This is a genomic window from Spongiactinospora sp. 9N601, assembly GCF_044326295.1.
Taxonomy (GTDB): Bacteria; Actinomycetota; Actinomycetes; order Streptosporangiales; family Streptosporangiaceae; genus Spongiactinospora; species Spongiactinospora gelatinilytica.
In genome coordinates this window covers 45,764-64,294 of the sequence record NZ_JBIRBB010000027.1, presented here as the reverse complement: position 1 = coordinate 64,294, position 18,531 = coordinate 45,764, and the positions used below count along the sequence as shown (strand labels likewise).

Genomic DNA, 18,531 nt, shown 5'->3' with positions numbered 1-18,531 from the left:
TTCCATGGCCCTCTACGTCGATTCCGCCGATCGTTCCGCCGTCGAGCCGCTGCTGGCCACCGGCCTGTTCGCGGGCATCACCACCAACCCGGCCCTGCTCGGCCGCGCCGGGCTGAGCGACGCGGACCTGCCCGCGGTCTACCAGTGGGCGACGGCGGCCGGGGCCGCGAAGGTCTTCATGCAGACGCTCGGCACCACGCAGGAGGAGATCCTGGCGAGCGCGAACAGGCTCCGTGACCTGGGGCCGCGGGCCGTGGTGAAGATCCCGGCCACCCGGGCGGGCTTCGCGGCGGCCAGGCTGCTGACCGCCCGGCAGGTGCCGGTGCTGATCACCGCCGTCTACCACGCGGCGCAGGCGCTGTTCGCGGACGCGGCCGGTGCCCGGTACATCGCCCCGTACGTCGGGCGAATGACCGACCAGGGCAGGAACGGGGTGGAGCAGGCCATCGCCATGCAGCGGCTCCTGGCCGGCAAGGGCACGCGGGTGCTGGTGGCGAGCCTGCGCGGCCCCGACGACGTGGCGGCGCTGGCCGCCGCGGGCGTGCCCGATTTCGCGCTCGGCGCGCCGCTGTGCGAGGCGCTGCTCGCCGACGAGCTGACGCTCGCGGCGGCGGCCGAGTTCGAGGCCACGGCGGCGGGTTAACCGAAGGTGTGCCGCATCTCGCCGATGCCGTCCACCCAGGTCACCAGCTCGTCGCCAGGGGTCAGGAAGCGGGCCGGGGTACGGCTCTGGCCGACGCCGGACGGGGTGCCGGTGAAGATCACGTCCCCGGGCAGCAGCGGCAGCACCGCCGAAAGGCGGGCGATCAGCGCCGGGATGCCGAAGATCAGGTCGCTGGTGCGGGCGTCCTGCACCGGCTCGCCGTTCAGCGTGCAGCCGAGCGCGATGTCGTCGCGGTCGTCGAACTCCTCCGGGGTGACCAGCACCGGGCCCATCGGCGCGAAGCCCGGGAAGGACTTGCCCATGCTGAACTGCGGCGGCGGCGCGATGAACTGCGTGAGCCGGTCGGAGATGTCCTGGCCCACGGTGAGCCCGGCCACGTGGTCCCAGCCCTTGGACTCGTCGGCCTGGTAGGCGCGGGCGCCGATCACCGCGACCAGCTCGACCTCCCAGTCGACCTTGCCGTCGGGCAGCCCGATGCGGCCGGTCGGGCCGGTGATGGACGAGGCGAACTTGGTGAACACCACCGGGTGCTGGGGGATCTCGAACCCGGACTCGACGGCGTGCTCGCGGTAGTTGAGGCCGATCGCGAAGATCTGCCGGGGCTGCGGGACGGGCGCGCGCAGGTCGGCGACGTCGTACGGCCGGGCCTGCGACACGTCCGCGTCGCGCGCCCACGCGGTGAACTCCGCCCAGCGCTCGAACACCGCCTGCGGGTCGGGACCGAAGGCCCCGCCGCTGGCCCGCTCGGCGTCGACCGCGCCGCCGTCGGTGATCAGCACCAGCCTGCCGTCGAGATTCGCGATGCGCACGGGAGCCCCCAGGGTCAATTCATCATTATGAATATGGGGAATTTTCTCCCACATGCCGCGATGTATGTCAAGCTGACCCCATGGCTGACCCCAGGGCACGGCGTGACACGCGGTCGCGGCCCGAGATGGCCGCCGACCGCATCGCGGCGTTCGCCCGTGCCGCCGAGCCGGGCGCGCGGCTCGGCACCAAGGAGGAGTTGCGGGCCCGCTGCGGGGTCTCGGTCGGCACCTTCAACGAGGCGCTGCGGCTGGTCCAGGCCCGCGGCCTGGTGTCGGTGCGGCCGGGCCCCGGCGGCGGCCTGTTCGCCACCGAGCAGTCGCCGATGGTACGGCTGGGCAACGCCGTACTCGCGCTCGCCGACGCCCAGACCTCGGTGGCCGACGCCGTGCGCATCCGCAACGCCCTGGACCCACTGCTGGTCGAGGACGCCCTGTGGCACGCCTCCCCCGCCGACATCGCCGAGATGCGCGAGGTGCTGGCCGAGATGGCCCAGGCCGCCCAGACGCCCGACGCCACCGCGTTCACCCGGGCCAACTGGCGGCTGCACAAGAAGATCGCGGCGGTCAGCCCGAGCCAGGTGCTGCGCTCGATCTACACCGGCCTGCTGGAGGTGATCGAGACGCACACGCTGGCCGTACTGTACGAGGAGCAGGCCCGCACGCTCCCCGACTACCTGGACGAACGCCACAAGCTGCACGCCGCGATCGTGGACGCCATCGCCGGCCACGACGCCGAGCGCGCCGAACGGCTGATGCGCGAGCACAACACCGTCCCGCCCGGCGGGCCGTTAGCACCGCGGGACGGCGGGTAGCCGCAGGCGGATGAACGGCGGGCTGCGGCAGAGCGATCCGAACGAACCGGGCATCCTGCGGCGGCGGCGAGGGCGCGGTTTCAGCTATCACCTGCCCGGCGGCGAGCCGGTGCGCGACGCCGGGACGCTGGCCAGGATCAGGGCGCTCGCCGTACCGCCCGCGTGGACCGAGGTGTGGATCTGCGCCTCGCCGGACGGGCATCTCCAGGCGGTCGGCACCGACGCGGCGGGCCGCAGGCAGTACCGGTACCACGACGTGTGGCGCGAGCAGCAGGACCGGCTGAAGTTCGAGCACGTCCTGGACGTGGCCGAGAAGCTGCCCGCGTTCCGCGAGACCGTGGCCGGGCACCTGGCCGGGCGCGGGCTCACCCGGCACCGGGTGCTGGCCGCCGCGGCGCGCATCCTGGACACCGGGTTCCTGCGGGTCGGCGGGGCGGAGTACACCGACTCCTTCGGGCTGGCCACGCTGCGCACCGAGCATGTGCGGGCGCGCAACGGCGTGGTGGCCTGCCGATATCCCGGCAAGGGCGGCAAACCCCACGAGACCATCCTGACCGACCGGGACGTCTGCAAAGTGATCAGGGCGCTGCTCGCCCGGCCCGACGCGGGCCCCGAACTGCTCCGCTACCGCGATGCCCGCGCCGGCTGGCGCGACGTGACCAGCGACGACGTCAACGACTACCTCAAGGAGGTCTTCGGCGACGAGGTCACCGCCAAGGACTTCCGCACCTGGCACGCCACGGTGCTGGCGGCCGTCGGGCTCGCGGTGTCGGCACGGGCGTCCGCGCGGGCGGCGGCGCGCAAACGGGCGGTCGCCCGGGTTATGGCCGAGGTCGCCGACTACCTGGGCAACACCCCGGCGGTGGCGCGGGCCTCCTACGTCGATCCGCGGGTCATCGACCGGTACGAGCAGGGCGTGACCATCGGACTGGGCGGACTGGCGGGCGGCGACTCGGTTCTGGCCACCCACGGCGAGCCGGAACAGGCGGTCATCGGGCTGCTGCGCGCCGCGCCCTGGCCCGAGCCGGTCACCTGACCAGCGGGAGCACCTTGTCGGCGTAGAACTCGAAGAACTCCTCCTGCTCCGGGCCGATCTGGTTGACGTAGACCTCGTCGAAGCCGGCGTCCACGTACTCGCGCAGCGCGGCGGCGTGGACCTCGGGGTCGGGCCCGCACGGCTTGCCCGCCGTGGCGGCCTCCTCGGTGACCATCCCGGCCAGTTGCTCGAAGTGCCGGGGCAGCGGGAGAAGCTGCGACGCCTCGCCCTGGACGCCCTCGTTCGGCCAGATCCGGTGGACGGTCTCGCGGGCCTTCTCCTCGCTGTGCGCGAAGCACGCCTTCAGGCCGCCCTGGGCGATCTTGCCCGCGCCGCCGGACTCGCGGAACATCGTCACCAGTTCGGCGGACGGACGCGTGCAGATGTAGCCGTCGCCGATCCGCCCGGCCAGTTCCACCGCCCGGGGACCGAGGCCGGAGACGAAGACCGGCGGCGGGTCCACCGGCAGGGTGTAGAGGCGGGCGGTGTCCACCTCGTAGTGCTCGCCGCGGTGGGTGACCAGCTTGCCGGTCCACAGGTCGCGCATCAGGCCGACGGCCTCGTCCAGCATGTCCAGCCGTTCGGCGAGCGGCGGCCAGCGGGAGTCCACGATGTGCTCGTTCAGCGCCTCCCCGGTGCCGACGCCGAGCCGGAACCTGCCCTCCGACAGCACCGCGCTGGTGGCCGCGGCCTGGGCGATGATCGCCGGATGGATGCGCACGGTCGGGCAGGTCACCGCCGTCGTGATGGGCAGCGCGCTGACCTGGGTGATCGCGCCGATCACGGACCAGACGAACGAACTCTCGCCCTGCTCGCCGACCCACGGATGGTAGTGGTCGGAGATCCACAGGGCCTCGAAGCCGGCCCGCTCGGCGCGTTTGGCCTGCCGTACGAGGTCCTTGGGTCCGTGCTCCTCGCTGGCGAGGAAGTATCCGAACTTCGTCATGGCCGGTTCCCCATCCTCCGTCTGATCACGACCAGGTCGATGGCGGCGGTGACGGCCACGGCCGCCGCGATGACGGCCTCCACCGTCCAGACGGACTCGCCGGTGGCGATCGCCCGGTACACGAAGAAGATCGTGGCCGCCAGGGCGAGCGGCAGGGCCACCGCCGCGAGACCGGCGCGGACGCGCAGCGGGCTCTTGGCGTTCTTCGGCTCGGTGCCGCTCCGGTTTCCCCACATGGGGACCCCCTGCCCAGCCGTCTCCGGCGAAACCTGTTATCAGGTTGACAAGGTTTCGGCAATGCCCCTGTAATGGACGCGTGTCGTAACGCCGAGCCGATCATCGGTGGCGGCGAGCGGCACCCGACCCGCAGGGGATGATGTCGTGAGCTTCTACGCCACCGGCGGCGGCTGACCCGCACGCCTTTCGCGCGCCCGCTCCCGCGCCCGCGTCCCCGCGGCGGTCACGAGTGTCTCGTCACCACCTGACGCCCTCATCGGCGTGTGCTCCAGCCTGCGCGCGATCCGTCATCACACCAGTCGTCTGACCATTTTTGGTCGTTCCATTTTGGTCGTTCCATTTTTGGTCGCTTTCACCCATGCCAGGAGCACTACGCAGTATGCCCATTGACTTCAATCAGCAGATCATCGACGAGTTCCTCGCCAACGACGGCAGGGTCGGGGGCCCCTTCGAGGACGCTCGGCTGCTGCTGCTGACCACCACGGGAGCCAGGAGCGGCGCCCGGCACACCACCCCCGTCGGCTACCTCCCCGACGGTGACCGAATGCTGATCATCGGCTCGGCCGGGGGTTCGCCCAGGCACCCGGCCTGGTACCACAACCTGCTGGCCGACCCGGTGGTCACCGTCGAGACCGGGGCCTTCACCTTCCAGGCGCGGGCCGCCGTACTGGAGGGCGCGGAGCGCGACGCCATGTTCGCCCGCGCGGTCGAGGCCGACCCGGGCTGGGCGGAGTACCAGGCCAAGACCACCCGCGTGATCCCGGTCGTCGCCCTGACCCCGATCGACGACGGGCCGGGCGAGGACGGTCCGGGCGGTCCCGCATCGCTCGGCGAGATGCTGCGGAAGGTCCACGAGTCGTTCCGCACCGAGCTGGTGATCATCCGTAAGGAGATCGCCGCGTCGGGGCCGGTGCTGGGCGCGCAGCTCCGCGTCAACTGCCTGACGATGTGCCAGAATCTCACCGTCCACCACGGCCATGAGGACAACGGGATGTTCCCGGCACTGGACCGGAGCAACCCCGAACTGGCCCCCGCGCTGGCCCGGCTGCGCGAAGAGCACGAGGTGGTCGCCCGGCTGCTCGACGACCTCAAGGCGGTGCTGGCGGCCGACGCGCCCGAGCCGGCCGTACTCGCCGGGGAGGTCGAACGGCTCACCACCGAACTCCTCGCCCACCTGGACTACGAGGAGGAACAGCTTCTGCCGATCCTGAACAAGTTCACCTTCTGAGCCTTGCCGGCTCCACCTGGCGGCCGGGGATCACCCCCGGCCGTCAGGCCAGGTTGAGCTGCCAGGAGACGCCGAAGCGGTCGTTGGTCCAGCCGAACCGCTTGCTGAAGCCGTACTCACCGAGCGGCATCAGCGGCGTGCGGTCCTCGGCGAGGGCCGCCCACAGCCGTTCCAGCTCGGCCTCGGACTCGCACTGGACGTAGAGGGAGGTCGCCGGGGTGAAGGTGAAGCCGTGCGACACGTAACTGTCGATGGCCATGTACTCCTGGCCGGCCAGCTTGAAGGTGGCGTGTATGACGCTGCCCTCCTTTCCCGGGCCCTCGGGGCCGTACCGGGTGATGGCCAGGATCTCGGAGTCGTCGAAAAGCGAGACGTAGAAGTTCATCGCCTCCTCGGCCGCGCCTTCGAACATCAGGAACGTCGTGACCTTCTGTGTCATACGGGCAACTATTTCAGTTGCCGTTTATATAAGTCAAGGGCGATCTAATGCCTGGCAAAGGGCGATTGATAGGAAGATCCGACATCGGGCAGGGGTGGTGCGTCGGGTGCTGGGAAACTGTTGAAGGAGGCGTGTCCCGGTGGTGGGGGCCTTCTGACTGGGAGGCGATGCGGCGGTGCGGAGGATGGCAGAGATGACCCGGACGGCGGTGGGCATGTGAGGATCGCGATTTCCGTGCCCGGCGAGATCTCCATCAACGACGACGCCGAGTTGCGGCTGGCCAGCGCCGGCAAGCTGCTCGTGCTGGCCGGCGTGGCCAGGGGCCTGGCGGCCGGCACGCTCGCCCCCGACGAGGTGGTGGAGGTGCGCGACGCCGACTACGTCAACGGTTCGGGGCTGCTCGGCGTGCTCTCCGAGCGCCGCTGGACGATCACCGACCTGGCCGTGCTGGTCGCCTCGGTGAGCGACAACACCGCGACCAACGCGCTGCTGCGCCACCTGGGCCTGGACCGGGTCACCGACGAGTCCGCCCGGCTCGGCCTGATCCGCACCCGCGTCCTGGACCGCGTCCGTGAGCCGCGCCTGCCGTCCGACCCGCCGCACTTCGCGGTCGGTACGGCCGGCGAGCTGGCCCGCTTCGCCGCCCTGCTGGACGGCCAGGAGGAATGGACCCGCACGATGCTCGGCTGGATGGCGCACAACACCGACCGCTGCCTGGTCCCGGCCCTGGTGCCGCACGACCCCGAGTCCCGGAAGATCCCGGACAAGACCGCGCCGGGCACGATCTGGGTGGCCAACAAGACCGGCATCGACGAGGGCGTGCGCACCGACGTGGGGGTGCTGGTCGGCGTCCGCAGGATCGGGTACGCGGTGCTGGCCAACGGCCCGACGGTCGGCGGCGATGACCACGAGCTGGTCCGGCGGGTGCGCGAGGCGGGCGTCGAGATCGCCGCCCTGGCGGGCGTCCCCCGGCCGCACGTCGCGTAGGCGATCAGGCGGCGACCGGCCGGTCCCGGTCGATGTGGTGACGGTACATCCAGGCCAGGCCCTCGGCGCTGGCCGCGCGACACAGGAAGACCGGCATCATCAGGTCGCGGAAGACGCGGGCCACCGGCCCGGCGGCCTTGCCGTCGCTGATGGTCCGCGAGTAGGCCACCACCCGCTCGGCCCGCGCCCCGCGCCGCTTCTCGTACGCGGCGAACGCGGCCGGATGGCCGCCCAGGCACCGGCCGAACGGTCCGACGGCCATGTCGCGGGTGTCCCGCCGGTCGCGGGCGTACTTCAGCGAGCCGACGTTGCCCTCGCCGCTGTGACCGTGGCTGCGCAGGTCGTACGCGAGCACGTTGAAGCCCGCCTCGTGCAGGATCCGGTGGTCCGGGATGAAGTTGATCTCCAGCGGCACCCCGTCCGCCGAGGGGAAGGTGACGTCCTCGTAGTCGAGGCCCTGGTCGCCGGGCTACCGTGGCGGTATGAGTGAGCTGGAGGTGCGGCAGCTTCGGTACTTCGTGGCCGTCGCCGAAGAGCTGCACTTCGGGCGGGCCGCCGAACGACTGGGCATGGCCCAGCCCCCGCTGTCCCGTGCCATCCGGGAGCTGGAGCGGCAACTGGGCGTGCCGCTGATGGTACGTACGACGCGCCGGGTCACCCTGACGCCTGCCGGTGAAACGCTGCTACGCGACGCCCGGACGGCGCTCAACGCGGTCACGGCCGCCGCCCAGCGGGCCCGCCATGCCGGACAGGGCGAACCCAGGCTGCGGCTGGCGATGAAGGCCGACTACGACGGCGGGCTGCTGCCGCAGGTCCTCGCCGCCTACCGGCGCGAGGCCGCCGCCCTGCCGGTCGAGCCGGTGCTCGGGGGGCGCGACCGGCAGGAGCCGGCGCTGCGCGACGGCAGCGCGGACATCGCGCTGCTGTCCCGGCCGTTCGACGACCGCGGGCTCGACGTGGAGCCGTTCGTGACCGAGCCGCGCCGCCTCGCCATCGCGGCGACCGACCCGCTGGCGGCGCGTACCGGCCTGCGCCTGGCCGACCTCGCGGGCCGCATCCTCCCCGACGGCACCCCCGCCGACCAGGGCGGTCTCCGCCGGCTTGGCACGGTTCCCGCTGGGGCCTCCGCCTCGCCCCTGCCGCAGGACCTGCCGCAGGACCCGGCGCAGATCTTCAGCCTGATCGAACTGGGCGCCATCGTCTGGTTCCCTCCGGAGTCGATCGTCCGGCGGCATCCCCGCCCGGCCATCGCCTACCGGCCGGTCATCGACCTCGCCCCGCTGGAGCTGGTGCTGGCCTGGCCCGCGGAGTCCCGTTCCCCGGCCGTGGCCGCCTTCGTCCGCACCGCCACCGCCATCGCCATCGCCGCCACGGCCCATCCGGCCCCGGCCTGATCACATGGAACTCGACGGCGTACCCGTCCAGCCCGCCGCCCTCCAGGCCCTGGGCCTGGTCAACTACGGTCACTTCACCTCAATGCGGGTCGAGCCCGGCCGCCGGGTCCGCGGCCTCACGCCGCACCTCGACCGGCTCGTACGCGACTGCCGTACCGTCTTCTCCGCCGACCTCGACCGCGAGAGGGTCCGCGACTTCGTGCGCCACGCGCTGCGCGAGGCGTCCGGCCCGCTCGTGGTGCGGGTGAGCGTGTTCGACCCGGCCCTCGACCTGGGCCGCCCGGGTGCCGAGGCCCATCCCCATGTCCTGGTCACGACCCGGCCGGCCGTCGCCCTGCCGCCGTCCCCGATGCGCGTGCGTACCGCCCGCTACCAGCGCGACCTGCCGCAAGTGAAGCACCTCGGCCTGTTCGGCGCCCTGCACGAACGCCGCCGCGCGCAACTCGCCGGCTTCGACGACGCGCTGTTCGTGACGGATGCGCCGTCCGTCACCGAGGGCCCGACCTGGAACATCGGCTTCTTCGACGGCGAACGCGTCATCTGGCCGGACGGCGGCGGCACCATCCTGCCCGGCATCACCATGCGCCTGCTCCAGCAGGCCCACGACGCGACCATCACCGCCCCCGTCGGCTCCCGCGACCTCCCCGCCATGCGGGCCGCCTTCGCGACCAACACCGCGATCGGCGTACGGCCCATCACGGCCATCGACGGCCATTCCTTCCCGGCCGACCACCCGATCATCGGCCTGCTCCGCGACCGCTACGAAGCGATCCCGCAGGACCAGGTGTAGTCCCCGCGGGACGGGGTGGTCTCAGCGCGGATCGTAGTGGGGCCGCTCGAAGGGCCAATGCGTGGACAGCCAGGCTGATACGCCTTCGTACAAGGGCACGTCCAGCTCGGCTCGATCGGCCCTGACCCAGGAGCTCACATCGGCGTCGTGGTCGTCGCTGTCAGAGGGATAGATGTAGACACATCCGATCACCTCGCCGCTCGCCGGTTCGAGAACGGTGTAGGTGAATCCGCGGCGCTCGGTGAAGTGGTCCGCGTGGCGCCGCAGGTCGGCGAGGTTGGCCTCCAAGGTCATGCCGTCCACAGGAGGCCATCTTCCGTCCGGGAAGCCCGGGGTCGCGCGGATATGCTCGATGCTGCTGGTCCAGGCGGCGTGGTCGGCGGCGTTGTGCTCAGGGTTGAGGGGTTCCAGACGGAACCGCGGGGTGACCAGGGACCGGGGGACGGCGAAGTCACCGGGGACGAAAGCATGATCGCTCATACGCCGAGGCTATGCGGCCCGGCCGCCGCATGGCGACCGGCCGGCGCGGTGGCTCACGGGGTGTCATCCGCCGACCGATCGTCACAGAGCCGGTAGAGCGTGGGCAGGTGGCTGGTCAGCACGCGGGCGTACGCGGCCAGCCGGTAGGGCAGCTCATCGCCCTGCTTCCACGCGGCATTGGCCTGGTCCTCCAGTTGGCGCACCTTGTCCGCCACGCCCTCGCTCTGGTCGTCGGCCAGCTCCTCCATGCGCTTTTGCAACTCGTCCGCGTGGACCTTGGCCTCGACGGTGTTGTCCACGCCCACCGCCACCTCCCTGATCGCGGCGATCATCGCGGTCGGCGCGTCCACCTCCGCGAGATGCCGGATGAGCAGGCCGGTGTCCGGCAGGACCGGCGCCCGGTGCTCCAGCCACTGCGGCCCCCACAACCGCCGTCGCCGCGCCTCCGGCCACCCACCGGCCACCACCGTCACCCTGCCGTCGGGCAGCGAGCGCACCCGCAGCCCGACCCGCTCGGCGTACTCCCGCCCGCCCACCGGCAACAGCCCGGGACCGAGGTCGTGGCCGCTCAGGAACGGCTCGTCCAGCAGGACGGCCAGCTCGGCGTACTTCTGCACGTGCTCAGGGACGGCCGGCAGCAGGGCCAGCTCGTCATCCTCCATGTTCGCGGCCGGATCGGCCGCCCGTACGCGGACCACCGTCACCGACAGCCCGGTGAGCGCCGCCGCCACCGCGCACACGGACACATCCGCCCACCAGGCGGTGAACGCGTACGCCGCGTCTTCCAGCCGGTCTTCGCACTCCTCGGCCAGCAGCGTCCGGTGATTGATCATCGACCCCACCGGATCGATGCTCACCTCGGGCGTCGTACGCTTCCCCATATCGGGATGCCGGACCTCCTCGGCGTCGTACAGCTCCTGCCTGTTCCGCGCGGCGGCGGTGAAGTCGGCCAGCACCTTGTCGGTGACCTCCTCCAGGGTGTGCAGGATCCGCAGGATCATGTCCCGCTCCAGCACCTCCCCGGGCATAGCGGTGATCAGCGGTTCGCCATCGATCTTCATGCGTGGGGGGCTCCCTCGGCTGGGGTTCGAGCGTTCGTCTGTGTACCGCGATTCACGTATGGATGCGGAGTGCGTTCGCATGACTACGCTCAGGTTACCGGCCCACCCCGCCCCCGCCACCGAAATTCATCTCTTGGGTCTCCCGAGACGCATCCGACCTACGCAGGAGGTACGTTGCCCGAGCTTGACCTTCTCGATCACGCGTGGTGGGAGATCACGGGGCGATGCCAACTCGCTTGCCGCCACTGCTACGCCTCGTCCGGCCCCGACAAGGCCCATGGAACGATGACCGTCTCGGACTGGTACCGCGTCATCACCCAGACTCGCGCGGCCGGGGCGACGATGGGCCAGTTCATCGGAGGTGAGCCGACCCTGCACCCGGCATTGCCACAGCTCGTACGGCATGCTCTCGACATGGGGATGGAAGTCGAGATTTACACGAATCTCGTCCATGTCACCCCGGTGATGTGGGAGACCTTCCGCTTGCCCGGGGTTCGGCTGGCGACCTCCTACTACTCCGACCAGGCCGACGAACATCGGGCCATCACCAAGCGGCCATCCCTCCGGGCCACGACGAGGAACATCGCTCGCGCCAGGGAGTTCGGTATCCCGCTTCGCGCCGGCGTGATCAACGTTCTCCATCGGCAGCGTATCGACCAGGCCACCGCCGTCCTCGAACGACTGGGCGTCTCTGACATCGGGCATGACGATCTACGGGAAGTCGGGCGTGGCATCCGGGAGAGGCGTGGCATCCGGGAGAGCGGATCGGGCGTCGATCAACTCTGTGGCAACTGCGGAGACCGGCAAGTCGCCATCTCCCCCACCGGGGAGGTCTGGCCGTGCGTGTTCGCTCGTTGGCTGCCCGCAGGCGATGTCCATCGATCGTCACTACCGGCTATCCTCGTCAGCGAGACGTTCGGCCAGATCATGAGCGATCTGCGCAGGAAATTCGGGGAGCGTCCGGCTTGTAGTCCCAACAAGCCATGCCGACCCGACCCGTGCAGCCCAGACTGTAGTCCCTCGTGCCGGCCTCAGCACAACTGCCGCCCAACGAACAATTGCGCGCCGAACTATGGCTGCGGGCCCTGCGCCCCCAAAGATCAGAACTGTAATCCGGTAAGGAACTGCAAGCCCAACAAGTGCCGCCCCACGGAGAAGTAGGGATCGACATGACCAGCCGACACCACACGCCCGAGTCGGGGCAGCGCGCCTTTCTCCGTCGCGTTCTCGCCGACGGCGCCACCCGCCTTGGTGTGGCCCTCACCGGGGACGCGGTGTTCGGCTGGCATGACCGAACGATCGGTTCGGCGTGTTTCATGGGAGAGGACCGGCTGTGGCTGCGCGCCACCGCCGAGCACCACGATTGGGCGCAGGGCGAAACATGGACCGGCAATCAGGACGCCACTGCGATCACCGGGGTACCTAAACCCATCTTGATCTCCCGCACAGAATGGGATGAGACGCCGGTATCGATATACGTTGAATTGCTGACCTATGTGCCCGACCAGCCGTGCTCCGCCACCCCGGAATTGACAATGCCGCTGACATTTTCCGATTCCTGGTGGGCTGATCTGCGCGCGGCCGTCGACGCGCTTGCCGGACACTCGACCTCGCGAGGCAGTCGTGACCCGTCCGCACTGCCCCGCAATGTCGAAGCCTTCTACGGCAGAACGCTCGACCTCCCGGAAACGCCGAGCATTCGCACCGAGCACACCGACCTGCATTGGGCCAACCTCACTCGGCCTCGCCTGTGGCTTCTGGATTGGGAGTATTGGGGCCGCGCCCCCACGGGGTACGGCGCGGCCGTCCTCTACCTGCACAGCCTGCTGGTACCTACGACGGCCGCCCAGGTCTACGAGGCTTTCGCTGATGTTCTGGAAACCCCCACCGGCCGTCTGGCGCAACTGTCGGCTGCCGCACACATCCTCGACCGTGCGGAGCGGAGCGGCGACTATCCGGCGTTGGCCGGCCCGGTGCGCGCTCTTGCCGATCGGCTCGTGTCGCATGCCGGGAGCCGTTAGCCGTGCTGCTCACCCGACTGGCGGCCCGTAGTGTTCCTCCGGGGTGGCCCGCCGCTTTGGCACCTGTGGTGCAGCTCGCGCAGGATGGTCTCACACTGACCGACCCGGTTACCTTTCTCGTGGGTGAGAACGGGTCAGGAAAGTCCACTATCCTGGAGGCGATCGCCGATGTGTGCGGTATCAATTCCGCGGGCGGGAAGGCCGGTACCCGGTACGCCAGTAGTGGCGGGTCTCGGACACCCCTTGGAGAAGTTCTTGACGCCGACCTCACCGCAAGGGGGCTGCGACTTCTACATGGCCCCCGCCTAAAGCGGCGAGCCTTCTTCTTTCGCGCCGAAACGCTTTTCAACCTTGGGCAGAACGTTTCCGGCCGACATGGTTTCTGGGAGGACGACCTTACCGGGCAGTCCCACGGTGAGGGGTTCTTCACAGTGCTGGAACGCATGGTGTCCGGTCCGGGACTGTTCCTGATGGACGAGCCGGAAGCCGCCCTCTCCTTTCATTCGTGCGTCCGCCTGGTCGGTCTCATGGACCGGGTCGCACGGGCGGGTGGACAGATCATCTGTGCAACCCACTCGCCGATCCTCACTCGGCTTCCGGGCGCACAGATCGTCGAACTCGGTGACCATGGCATTCGCATGAGCACGTGGGAGAGCCTTCGCATGGTCGATGACTGGCGGCGTTTCCTTGCCAAGCCGGACTTCTATCTCCAGTACGTGCTGGACACGGAGTGAGAAGGTACGGGCCGGTTTCTATAGGGGAATCGAGGGCTCTGTCCCGGTCGCCAGGCGTTCAACGGGGGTGAGGCGGGTCTCGCGAGTGCGGCGCGGCGGCAGCGTCGGGCGAAGCCCGACACGGGAAAAGCGTCCGAGCGACAGCGAGGCCGATTGGGCGCGCGGGAGCGCGGGGCCCTGCTGAAGGCGGGTGGGGTGGGTTTCAGGCGGTGCTGGAACGGCGGGGTGGCACGGCGCATGCGAAACGCCGGGCACTGGGGCGCCACTGGGGACTGCGGGCGGCTGGTAGGAGGCCCTGCCGTACACCTGCGGGCGGCGCGGCGCCGGCGTCGGGCGAAGCCCGACATGAGAAGGACAGTCCGAGCGACAGCGAGGCCCATTGGACGCGCGGCAGCGCGCCTCCCGCCGGAGGCGGGGGTTTGGCGCGTAGCGCGGCCTTCTGCCGGGGGCGGGCGGGGTGTGCAGGACCGAAACCGGCGGGGGCTCGGGGATCTCAGCAGGTAAAACGTCTGATTTGGGAGATTTTGGTTGGACCGGAACCGTTGACACCCGATGCATGCCCTTCCTAGGGTGCTTCCCAATGAATGCAACCCCGCTTCCACTCAGTGGGAATGAGTCGCGTACCAGCTACCTCGCCAGGCTGCTGGACGTGATGGACGTGGCCGTCACCCACGAACGCGTCCCGCTGCAACTCGGTGAGATCGCCGCCGCCGCCGGTGTGCCGATGTCCACCGCGTCCCGCCTGTTGTCCCTGCTGGTCGAGCGGGGCATGCTGATCCAGCTCGGCAAGAGCGGCTACGCCCCCGGCCCCCGCCTGCTGCACATGGCGGTGCGTACGCTCGACCAGGTCCACGGTACCGACCGGCTGAAGGACGCCGTCGAGACGCTGTCGGAGGCGACCGGCGAGAGTGTCAGCGCCGGGGTGCTGGTCGGCGACCAGATCGTACTGGTGGCCAGGAAGGAACCGGACCACTCGCTGCGCGCCGTGGCCAGGATCGGCGACATCATCACCCCGCACACCTCGGCGATGGGCAAGGCGGTGCTGTCCCGGCTGCCCGCCGAGCGGCGGCTCGCGCTGGTGGCGGCGGCGGTGGGCGACGGCGACGCGGAAGGTACGCTCGCCGCCCTGCACGCCGAGCTGGCCACCGCCACGGCCGACGGCTATGCGATCGACGAGGAGAGCTACGCCGTGGGGTTGCGCTGCCGCGCCACCGCGCTGCTCGACCGGACCGGGCACGCCGTCGGCGCGATCTCGATCGCCGGCCCCGCCGCCCGTTTCACCAGGGAGAACGCCGCGGCCTGCGTGCCGACGCTGCTCGCCGAGGCGGCGCGGCTGTCCCTGGACACCCCCTGAGCGCCATGACCCGCCACCACCACCACATGAACAGGAGAACCCACCCGTGATCAGCTCGCGTGCGCTCTACCAGCGAGCCACCAGGCACGTCCCCGGCGGTGTGCACTCCAACACCCGCTTCCAGGCGCCGCACCCCACCTACTTCGCCCGCGCCGAGGGTGCCCACCTGTGGGACGTGGAGGGCAACCGCTACCTGGACTGCACCATGGGCAACGGTTCGGTGCTGCTCGGCCACGCGCACCCGCAGGTGGACGACGCCGTGTGCGCCGCCGTGCGCAGCGGCCTGACCACCGGCGTGGAGACCGAGGCCGCCGTGGTCGCGGCCGAGCTGATGGCGCAGATCATCCCCGACTTCGGCAAGGTCAGGTTCGCCAACACCGGCACCGAGGCGCTGATGCACGCGCTCGCCATCGCCCGGCACCGGACCGGCCGGGAGAAGGTCGCCAAGGCGGAGGGTTCCTACCACGGGTGGTTCGACCCGCTCTGGGTCTCGACCTGGGCGACCGCCGAGCAGGTCGGACCGGCCGAACGACCGGCGGCCCCGCCCAGTTCGGCCGGGCTGTCGAAGGTCGCGGCCGACACCGTCGTGCTGCCCTACAACGACCTGGACGCCACCGAACGCCTGCTCCGCGAGCACGCCGCCGAACTGGCCGCGGTCGTGGTCGAGCCGGTACTGATCGACATCGGCTTCATCCCGGCCACCGCCGAGTACCTGGCCATGCTCCGCGCGCTCACCACCGAGCTGGGCATCGTGCTGATCTTCGACGAGCTGCTGACCGGGTTCCGGCTCGCGCCCGGCGGGGCCCGTCAGGTGTACGGGATCGTGCCGGACCTGACCACGTACGGCAAGGCGCTCGCCAACGGCTACCCGATCGCCGCCGTGGAGGGCGCAGCCGAGCTGATGGCCGCCACCGACCCCAGCGTGGGCGGCCCGGTCGGCTGGGTCGGCACCTACAACGGGCACGGCACCGCCGTCGCCGCCACCGCCGCCGCGCTGCCGCTGCTGGCCGACGGCACCGCCCAGGGCTACCTGGACAAGCTGGGCGAACGGCTGCGCGACGGGTTCGGGGAGCTGGCCGGGCGGCACGGCATCCCGGTCGTGCTCGCGGGGGCCGGCGGCCACTTCCAGCCGTACTTCCTGCCCGCCCCGGCCACCGGCTACCGGACCGCGATGGCCAGCGACGCCCGCCGGTACGCGATCCTGCACAGGACCGCGCGCGAGCACGGCGTACTGCTGCCCGCCAAGCCGCTGCTGCACGCGGCCCTGTCCACCGCGCACACCGAGGACGACGTGGACCTGCTGCTCGGTGCCGCCGCCGAGGCGTTCGCCACCATGGAGCGTGAGACATGACCCCCCAGGCCCCCGACGCCGAGCTGCGCGAGATCCGCAAGGTCTACGACAACGGGGCGCGCGGCGTCGAACAGGTCGATTTCACCGTGGCCAAGGGCGAGTTCTTCGCCCTGCTGGGCCCGTCCGGCTGCGGCAAGAGCACCACGCTGCGCATCCTGGCCGGGCTTGAGGAGCCGACGTCCGGCGAGGTCTACATCCGGGGCGAGGCGATGCGCGGCCGGCCGTCCCACCGGCGGCCGACCAACATGGTGTTCCAGAAGCTGGCGCTGTTCCCGCACCTCACCGTGGCCGGCAACATCGCGTTCGGGCCGCGGCTGCGGCGGCGTCCGGCCAAGGAGGTGTCCGCCAAGGTCGCCGAGATGATCGAGCTGGTCGGCCTCTCCGGGTACGGCGACCGCCACCCCGCCCAGTTGTCCGGCGGCCAGCAGCAGCGGGTGGCCATCGCGCGGGCGCTGGCCAACGAGCCCGCCGTACTGCTGCTCGACGAACCGCTCGGCGCGCTGGACCTGAAGCTGCGGGTGCAGATGCAACAGGCGCTCAAGCGCATCCAGCACGACTCCGGCACGACCTTCGTCTACGTCACCCACGACCAGGTCGAGGCGCTGACCATGGCCGACCGGATGGCGGTCATGAACGAGGGCCGAATCGAGCAGCTCGGCCCGCCCGCCGCGCTGTACCGGCGGCCGGAGACGGTGTTCACCGCGACGTTCCTGGGCGACACGAACCTGTTCCGCGGCACGCCGCGCGGCGGCGTCCTGGAGGCCGAGGGGATCATCATCAAGATCCCGCAGCCCGGGTCGGTCGTGTCGGTGCGGCCCGAGCACGTCGCGGTCGGCGGCACGCTCGGGGATCGGTACGGCAACCGCTACCAGGGCCGCCTGGAGGACGTGATCTTCCAGGGCGCGAGCACCCGGTACCACGTCCGCCTGCCGTCCGGCGTGCTGCTGATCGCCGAGCAGCGCGAAGAGGCGGACCTGGGCATTTCCATCGGCGACGACATCGAGGCCGGGTGGAACATCACCTCGGCCGTCGTCCTGGACCACTGAACAGAAGGCTATGGAGGCAGTGATGCCGGAACGTTCCATTTCACGTCGGCGGCTGCTCACCGGCGCGGCCGGCGCCGCGGGACTCGCGCTCGCCACCGCGGCGTGCGGCGGCGTGCGGCCGGAGCCGTCCACCGGATCGACCGGGGCGGGCGGCAAGGTCAAGGTGACGATGTTCGCCTTCCTCGGCGGCGACCTGGGCAAGATGCCCAAGGAGTTCGCCAAGGAGTACGAGCAGGCGCACCGCAACGTCGAGGTCGAGATCTACGAGCAGTCCAACTCGGTCGGCTACACCCGGATGCTGGCCCAGCAGAAGGCGTCGCCGGACCAGCCGCTGGTCAACTTCGGCTTCTTCAACGCGCAGACCTCGGTGCAGGGCATCGACGACAAGATGTGGGCCAAGCTGGACTACTCCGCGATGTCCAACTCCGCCGACATCGACCCGCGGTTCCAGCGCGAGGACGGGTACGGCATCGGCATCGGCGTGGACCAGTTCGGCCTGGTCTACAACAAGGACAAGATCGGCAAGGCGCCCACCTCCTGGGCGGCCCTGTGGGACCACGCCTACCAGGGCAAGGTGTCGTTCTTCGGGTTCCCGTGGTACGCGGTCTACATGGCCGCCAAGCTCAACGGGGGCGGGCTTGACAACATGGAACCCGGCTGGGACCTGTGGGAGCGGGAGGCCAGGCAGATCCGGCTGCTGGTGGAGTCCAACCCGCAGTACCTCAACGTGCTGAGCAACGGCACCGCCCCGATGACCGCGTACTTCGCGGGCACCGGGCAGCAGTGGATCAACTCGGGGGCCCCGCTGACGTACGTCGTGCCGTCGGAGGGCGCGATTCCGCTGCCGATCTACATGCAGGCCGTGCAGGGTTCGACGCCACAGCAGCTCGAAGTCGTGCACGACATGATCAACGAGATGATCTCCCCCAAGTGGTGCGCCCGCTGGGCCGAGGTCAGCGTCGAGGCCCCGGCCAACGTCAAGACGCCGCTGCCGGCCAAGCTCAAGGACCTGCCGGCGTTCCAGAAGTCCACCACGGACGCCTTCCAGGACATCGACTACACGATCGTGGGGCGCAACAACGCCCAGTGGCAGAAGCGCTGGGAAACCGACATCGCCTCCCGAATCTGAGCCTCGCGCATCT

At 70.4% G+C, this 18,531-nt stretch carries 21 protein-coding genes; 14 read left to right on the top strand and 7 right to left on the bottom strand.

What is annotated here, in order from left to right; translation table 11 throughout:
* The first annotated feature begins 4 nt into the window (after positions 1-4).
* Positions 5-643: a transaldolase family protein gene (locus ACH34R_RS41090; protein WP_397567035.1), complete on the top strand. Its 639-nt coding sequence runs from the start codon at positions 5-7 to the stop codon at positions 641-643.
* Here ACH34R_RS41090 and ACH34R_RS41085 read toward each other — a convergent pair.
* The gene (locus tag ACH34R_RS41085) at positions 640-1,473 is read right to left on the bottom strand and encodes a fumarylacetoacetate hydrolase family protein (RefSeq protein ID WP_397567034.1); all 834 of its coding nucleotides are present in this window, start codon (positions 1,471-1,473) and stop codon (positions 640-642) included. The two genes, ACH34R_RS41090 and ACH34R_RS41085, sit on opposite strands and share 4 nt — an antisense overlap.
* Positions 1,474-1,553: 80 nt before the next feature.
* Here ACH34R_RS41085 and ACH34R_RS41080 point away from each other — a divergent pair, with 80 nt between their 5' ends.
* Both ACH34R_RS41080 and ACH34R_RS41075 read left to right on the top strand, forming a co-directional pair.
* Entirely contained in the window at positions 1,554-2,285 is a 732-nt protein-coding gene (locus ACH34R_RS41080; RefSeq protein ID WP_397567033.1) for a FadR/GntR family transcriptional regulator, read from the top strand.
* Positions 2,286-2,295: 10 nt separating this feature from the next.
* On the top strand, positions 2,296-3,321 hold the full coding sequence (locus ACH34R_RS41075; RefSeq protein ID WP_397567032.1) for a DNA topoisomerase IB: 1,026 nt from the start codon (positions 2,296-2,298) through the stop codon (positions 3,319-3,321).
* Here the strand turns inward: ACH34R_RS41075 and ACH34R_RS41070 are convergent.
* The gene (locus ACH34R_RS41070; protein WP_397567031.1) at positions 3,314-4,267 is read right to left on the bottom strand and encodes a TIGR03557 family F420-dependent LLM class oxidoreductase; all 954 of its coding nucleotides are present in this window, start codon (positions 4,265-4,267) and stop codon (positions 3,314-3,316) included. The two genes, ACH34R_RS41075 and ACH34R_RS41070, sit on opposite strands and share 8 nt — an antisense overlap.
* Positions 4,264-4,503 carry a DUF6343 family protein gene (locus ACH34R_RS41065; protein ID WP_397567030.1) on the bottom strand — a complete coding sequence of 80 codons (240 nt, stop codon included), beginning with the start codon at positions 4,501-4,503 and terminating at the stop codon, positions 4,264-4,266. The genes ACH34R_RS41070 and ACH34R_RS41065 overlap by 4 nt, the downstream gene beginning before the upstream one ends.
* 380 nt (positions 4,504-4,883) lie before the next feature.
* Here ACH34R_RS41065 and ACH34R_RS41060 point away from each other — a divergent pair, with 380 nt between their 5' ends.
* Positions 4,884-5,732, top strand: coding sequence for a nitroreductase/quinone reductase family protein (locus ACH34R_RS41060; RefSeq protein ID WP_397567029.1), 849 nt, complete (start codon positions 4,884-4,886; stop codon positions 5,730-5,732).
* Positions 5,733-5,775: 43 nt separating this feature from the next.
* Here the strand turns inward: ACH34R_RS41060 and ACH34R_RS41055 are convergent, their stop codons facing one another.
* Positions 5,776-6,171 carry a VOC family protein gene (locus ACH34R_RS41055; protein WP_397567028.1) on the bottom strand — a complete coding sequence of 132 codons (396 nt, stop codon included), beginning with the start codon at positions 6,169-6,171 and terminating at the stop codon, positions 5,776-5,778.
* A gap of 216 nt (positions 6,172-6,387) precedes the next feature.
* Between ACH34R_RS41055 and ACH34R_RS41050 the strand changes: the two genes are divergently transcribed.
* Complete coding sequence (locus ACH34R_RS41050) at positions 6,388-7,158, top strand: serine hydrolase (protein ID WP_397567027.1); 771 nt, start codon at positions 6,388-6,390, stop codon at positions 7,156-7,158.
* Between the two features lie 4 nt (positions 7,159-7,162).
* On the opposite strand, the gene ACH34R_RS41045 is transcribed toward ACH34R_RS41050, so the two are convergent.
* A complete protein-coding gene (locus tag ACH34R_RS41045) occupies positions 7,163-7,573 on the bottom strand; it encodes a hypothetical protein (RefSeq protein ID WP_397567026.1) in 411 nt (136 codons plus the stop codon).
* Between the two features lie 67 nt (positions 7,574-7,640).
* Here ACH34R_RS41045 and ACH34R_RS41040 point away from each other — a divergent pair, with 67 nt between their 5' ends.
* Both ACH34R_RS41040 and ACH34R_RS41035 read left to right on the top strand, forming a co-directional pair.
* Positions 7,641-8,552 carry a LysR family transcriptional regulator gene (locus ACH34R_RS41040; protein ID WP_397567025.1) on the top strand — a complete coding sequence of 304 codons (912 nt, stop codon included), beginning with the start codon at positions 7,641-7,643 and terminating at the stop codon, positions 8,550-8,552.
* Between the two features lie 4 nt (positions 8,553-8,556).
* Complete coding sequence (locus ACH34R_RS41035; RefSeq protein WP_397567024.1) at positions 8,557-9,342, top strand: aminotransferase class IV family protein; 786 nt, start codon at positions 8,557-8,559, stop codon at positions 9,340-9,342.
* A 21-nt stretch (positions 9,343-9,363) separates the two neighbouring features.
* Here the strand turns inward: ACH34R_RS41035 and ACH34R_RS41030 are convergent, their stop codons facing one another.
* Positions 9,364-9,822, bottom strand: a complete 459-nt coding sequence (locus ACH34R_RS41030) for a GNAT family N-acetyltransferase (protein ID WP_397567023.1) — start codon at positions 9,820-9,822, stop codon at positions 9,364-9,366.
* 53 nt (positions 9,823-9,875) lie between these two features.
* A complete protein-coding gene (locus ACH34R_RS41025; protein ID WP_397567022.1) occupies positions 9,876-10,883 on the bottom strand; it encodes a hypothetical protein in 1,008 nt (335 codons plus the stop codon).
* Positions 10,884-11,057: 174 nt separating this feature from the next.
* Here ACH34R_RS41025 and ACH34R_RS41020 point away from each other — a divergent pair, with 174 nt between their 5' ends.
* From ACH34R_RS41020 to ACH34R_RS40990, 7 genes are all read left to right on the top strand, one after another.
* Positions 11,058-12,044: a radical SAM protein gene (locus ACH34R_RS41020; protein ID WP_397567021.1), complete on the top strand. Its 987-nt coding sequence runs from the start codon at positions 11,058-11,060 to the stop codon at positions 12,042-12,044.
* Between the two features lie 8 nt (positions 12,045-12,052).
* A complete protein-coding gene (locus ACH34R_RS41015; RefSeq protein WP_397567020.1) occupies positions 12,053-12,904 on the top strand; it encodes an aminoglycoside phosphotransferase in 852 nt (283 codons plus the stop codon).
* Between the two features lie 65 nt (positions 12,905-12,969).
* A complete protein-coding gene (locus tag ACH34R_RS41010; protein ID WP_397567019.1) occupies positions 12,970-13,638 on the top strand; it encodes an AAA family ATPase in 669 nt (222 codons plus the stop codon).
* Between the two features lie 580 nt (positions 13,639-14,218).
* Complete coding sequence (locus ACH34R_RS41005) at positions 14,219-14,992, top strand: IclR family transcriptional regulator (RefSeq protein ID WP_397567018.1); 774 nt, start codon at positions 14,219-14,221, stop codon at positions 14,990-14,992.
* Positions 14,993-15,038: 46 nt separating this feature from the next.
* Positions 15,039-16,343: an aspartate aminotransferase family protein gene (locus ACH34R_RS41000; protein ID WP_397567017.1), complete on the top strand. Its 1,305-nt coding sequence runs from the start codon at positions 15,039-15,041 to the stop codon at positions 16,341-16,343.
* Positions 16,340-17,389, top strand: a complete 1,050-nt coding sequence (locus tag ACH34R_RS40995) for an ABC transporter ATP-binding protein (RefSeq protein ID WP_397567016.1) — start codon at positions 16,340-16,342, stop codon at positions 17,387-17,389. Before ACH34R_RS41000 ends, ACH34R_RS40995 begins: the two co-directional genes overlap by 4 nt.
* A 22-nt stretch (positions 17,390-17,411) precedes the next feature.
* Positions 17,412-18,518, top strand: coding sequence for a PotD/PotF family extracellular solute-binding protein (locus ACH34R_RS40990; RefSeq protein WP_397567015.1), 1,107 nt, complete (start codon positions 17,412-17,414; stop codon positions 18,516-18,518).
* The last annotated feature ends 13 nt before the right edge of the window (positions 18,519-18,531 follow it).

Coding starts and splice junctions, on each gene's coding strand:
- ACH34R_RS41090 (WP_397567035.1), top strand. CDS start 5: ATGGCCCTCTACGTCGATTCCGCCGATCGTTCCGCCGTCGAGCCGCTG.
- ACH34R_RS41080 (WP_397567033.1), top strand. CDS start 1,554: ATGGCTGACCCCAGGGCACGGCGTGACACGCGGTCGCGGCCCGAGATG.
- ACH34R_RS41075 (WP_397567032.1), top strand. CDS start 2,296: ATGAACGGCGGGCTGCGGCAGAGCGATCCGAACGAACCGGGCATCCTG.
- ACH34R_RS41070 (WP_397567031.1), bottom strand. CDS start 4,267: ATGACGAAGTTCGGATACTTCCTCGCCAGCGAGGAGCACGGACCCAAG.
- ACH34R_RS41065 (WP_397567030.1), bottom strand. CDS start 4,503: ATGTGGGGAAACCGGAGCGGCACCGAGCCGAAGAACGCCAAGAGCCCG.
- ACH34R_RS41060 (WP_397567029.1), top strand. CDS start 4,884: ATGCCCATTGACTTCAATCAGCAGATCATCGACGAGTTCCTCGCCAAC.
- ACH34R_RS41055 (WP_397567028.1), bottom strand. CDS start 6,171: ATGACACAGAAGGTCACGACGTTCCTGATGTTCGAAGGCGCGGCCGAG.
- ACH34R_RS41040 (WP_397567025.1), top strand. CDS start 7,641: ATGAGTGAGCTGGAGGTGCGGCAGCTTCGGTACTTCGTGGCCGTCGCC.
- ACH34R_RS41035 (WP_397567024.1), top strand. CDS start 8,557: ATGGAACTCGACGGCGTACCCGTCCAGCCCGCCGCCCTCCAGGCCCTG.
- ACH34R_RS41030 (WP_397567023.1), bottom strand. CDS start 9,822: ATGAGCGATCATGCTTTCGTCCCCGGTGACTTCGCCGTCCCCCGGTCC.
- ACH34R_RS41025 (WP_397567022.1), bottom strand. CDS start 10,883: ATGAAGATCGATGGCGAACCGCTGATCACCGCTATGCCCGGGGAGGTG.
- ACH34R_RS41015 (WP_397567020.1), top strand. CDS start 12,053: ATGACCAGCCGACACCACACGCCCGAGTCGGGGCAGCGCGCCTTTCTC.
- ACH34R_RS41005 (WP_397567018.1), top strand. CDS start 14,219: ATGAATGCAACCCCGCTTCCACTCAGTGGGAATGAGTCGCGTACCAGC.
- ACH34R_RS40995 (WP_397567016.1), top strand. CDS start 16,340: ATGACCCCCCAGGCCCCCGACGCCGAGCTGCGCGAGATCCGCAAGGTC.
- ACH34R_RS40990 (WP_397567015.1), top strand. CDS start 17,412: ATGCCGGAACGTTCCATTTCACGTCGGCGGCTGCTCACCGGCGCGGCC.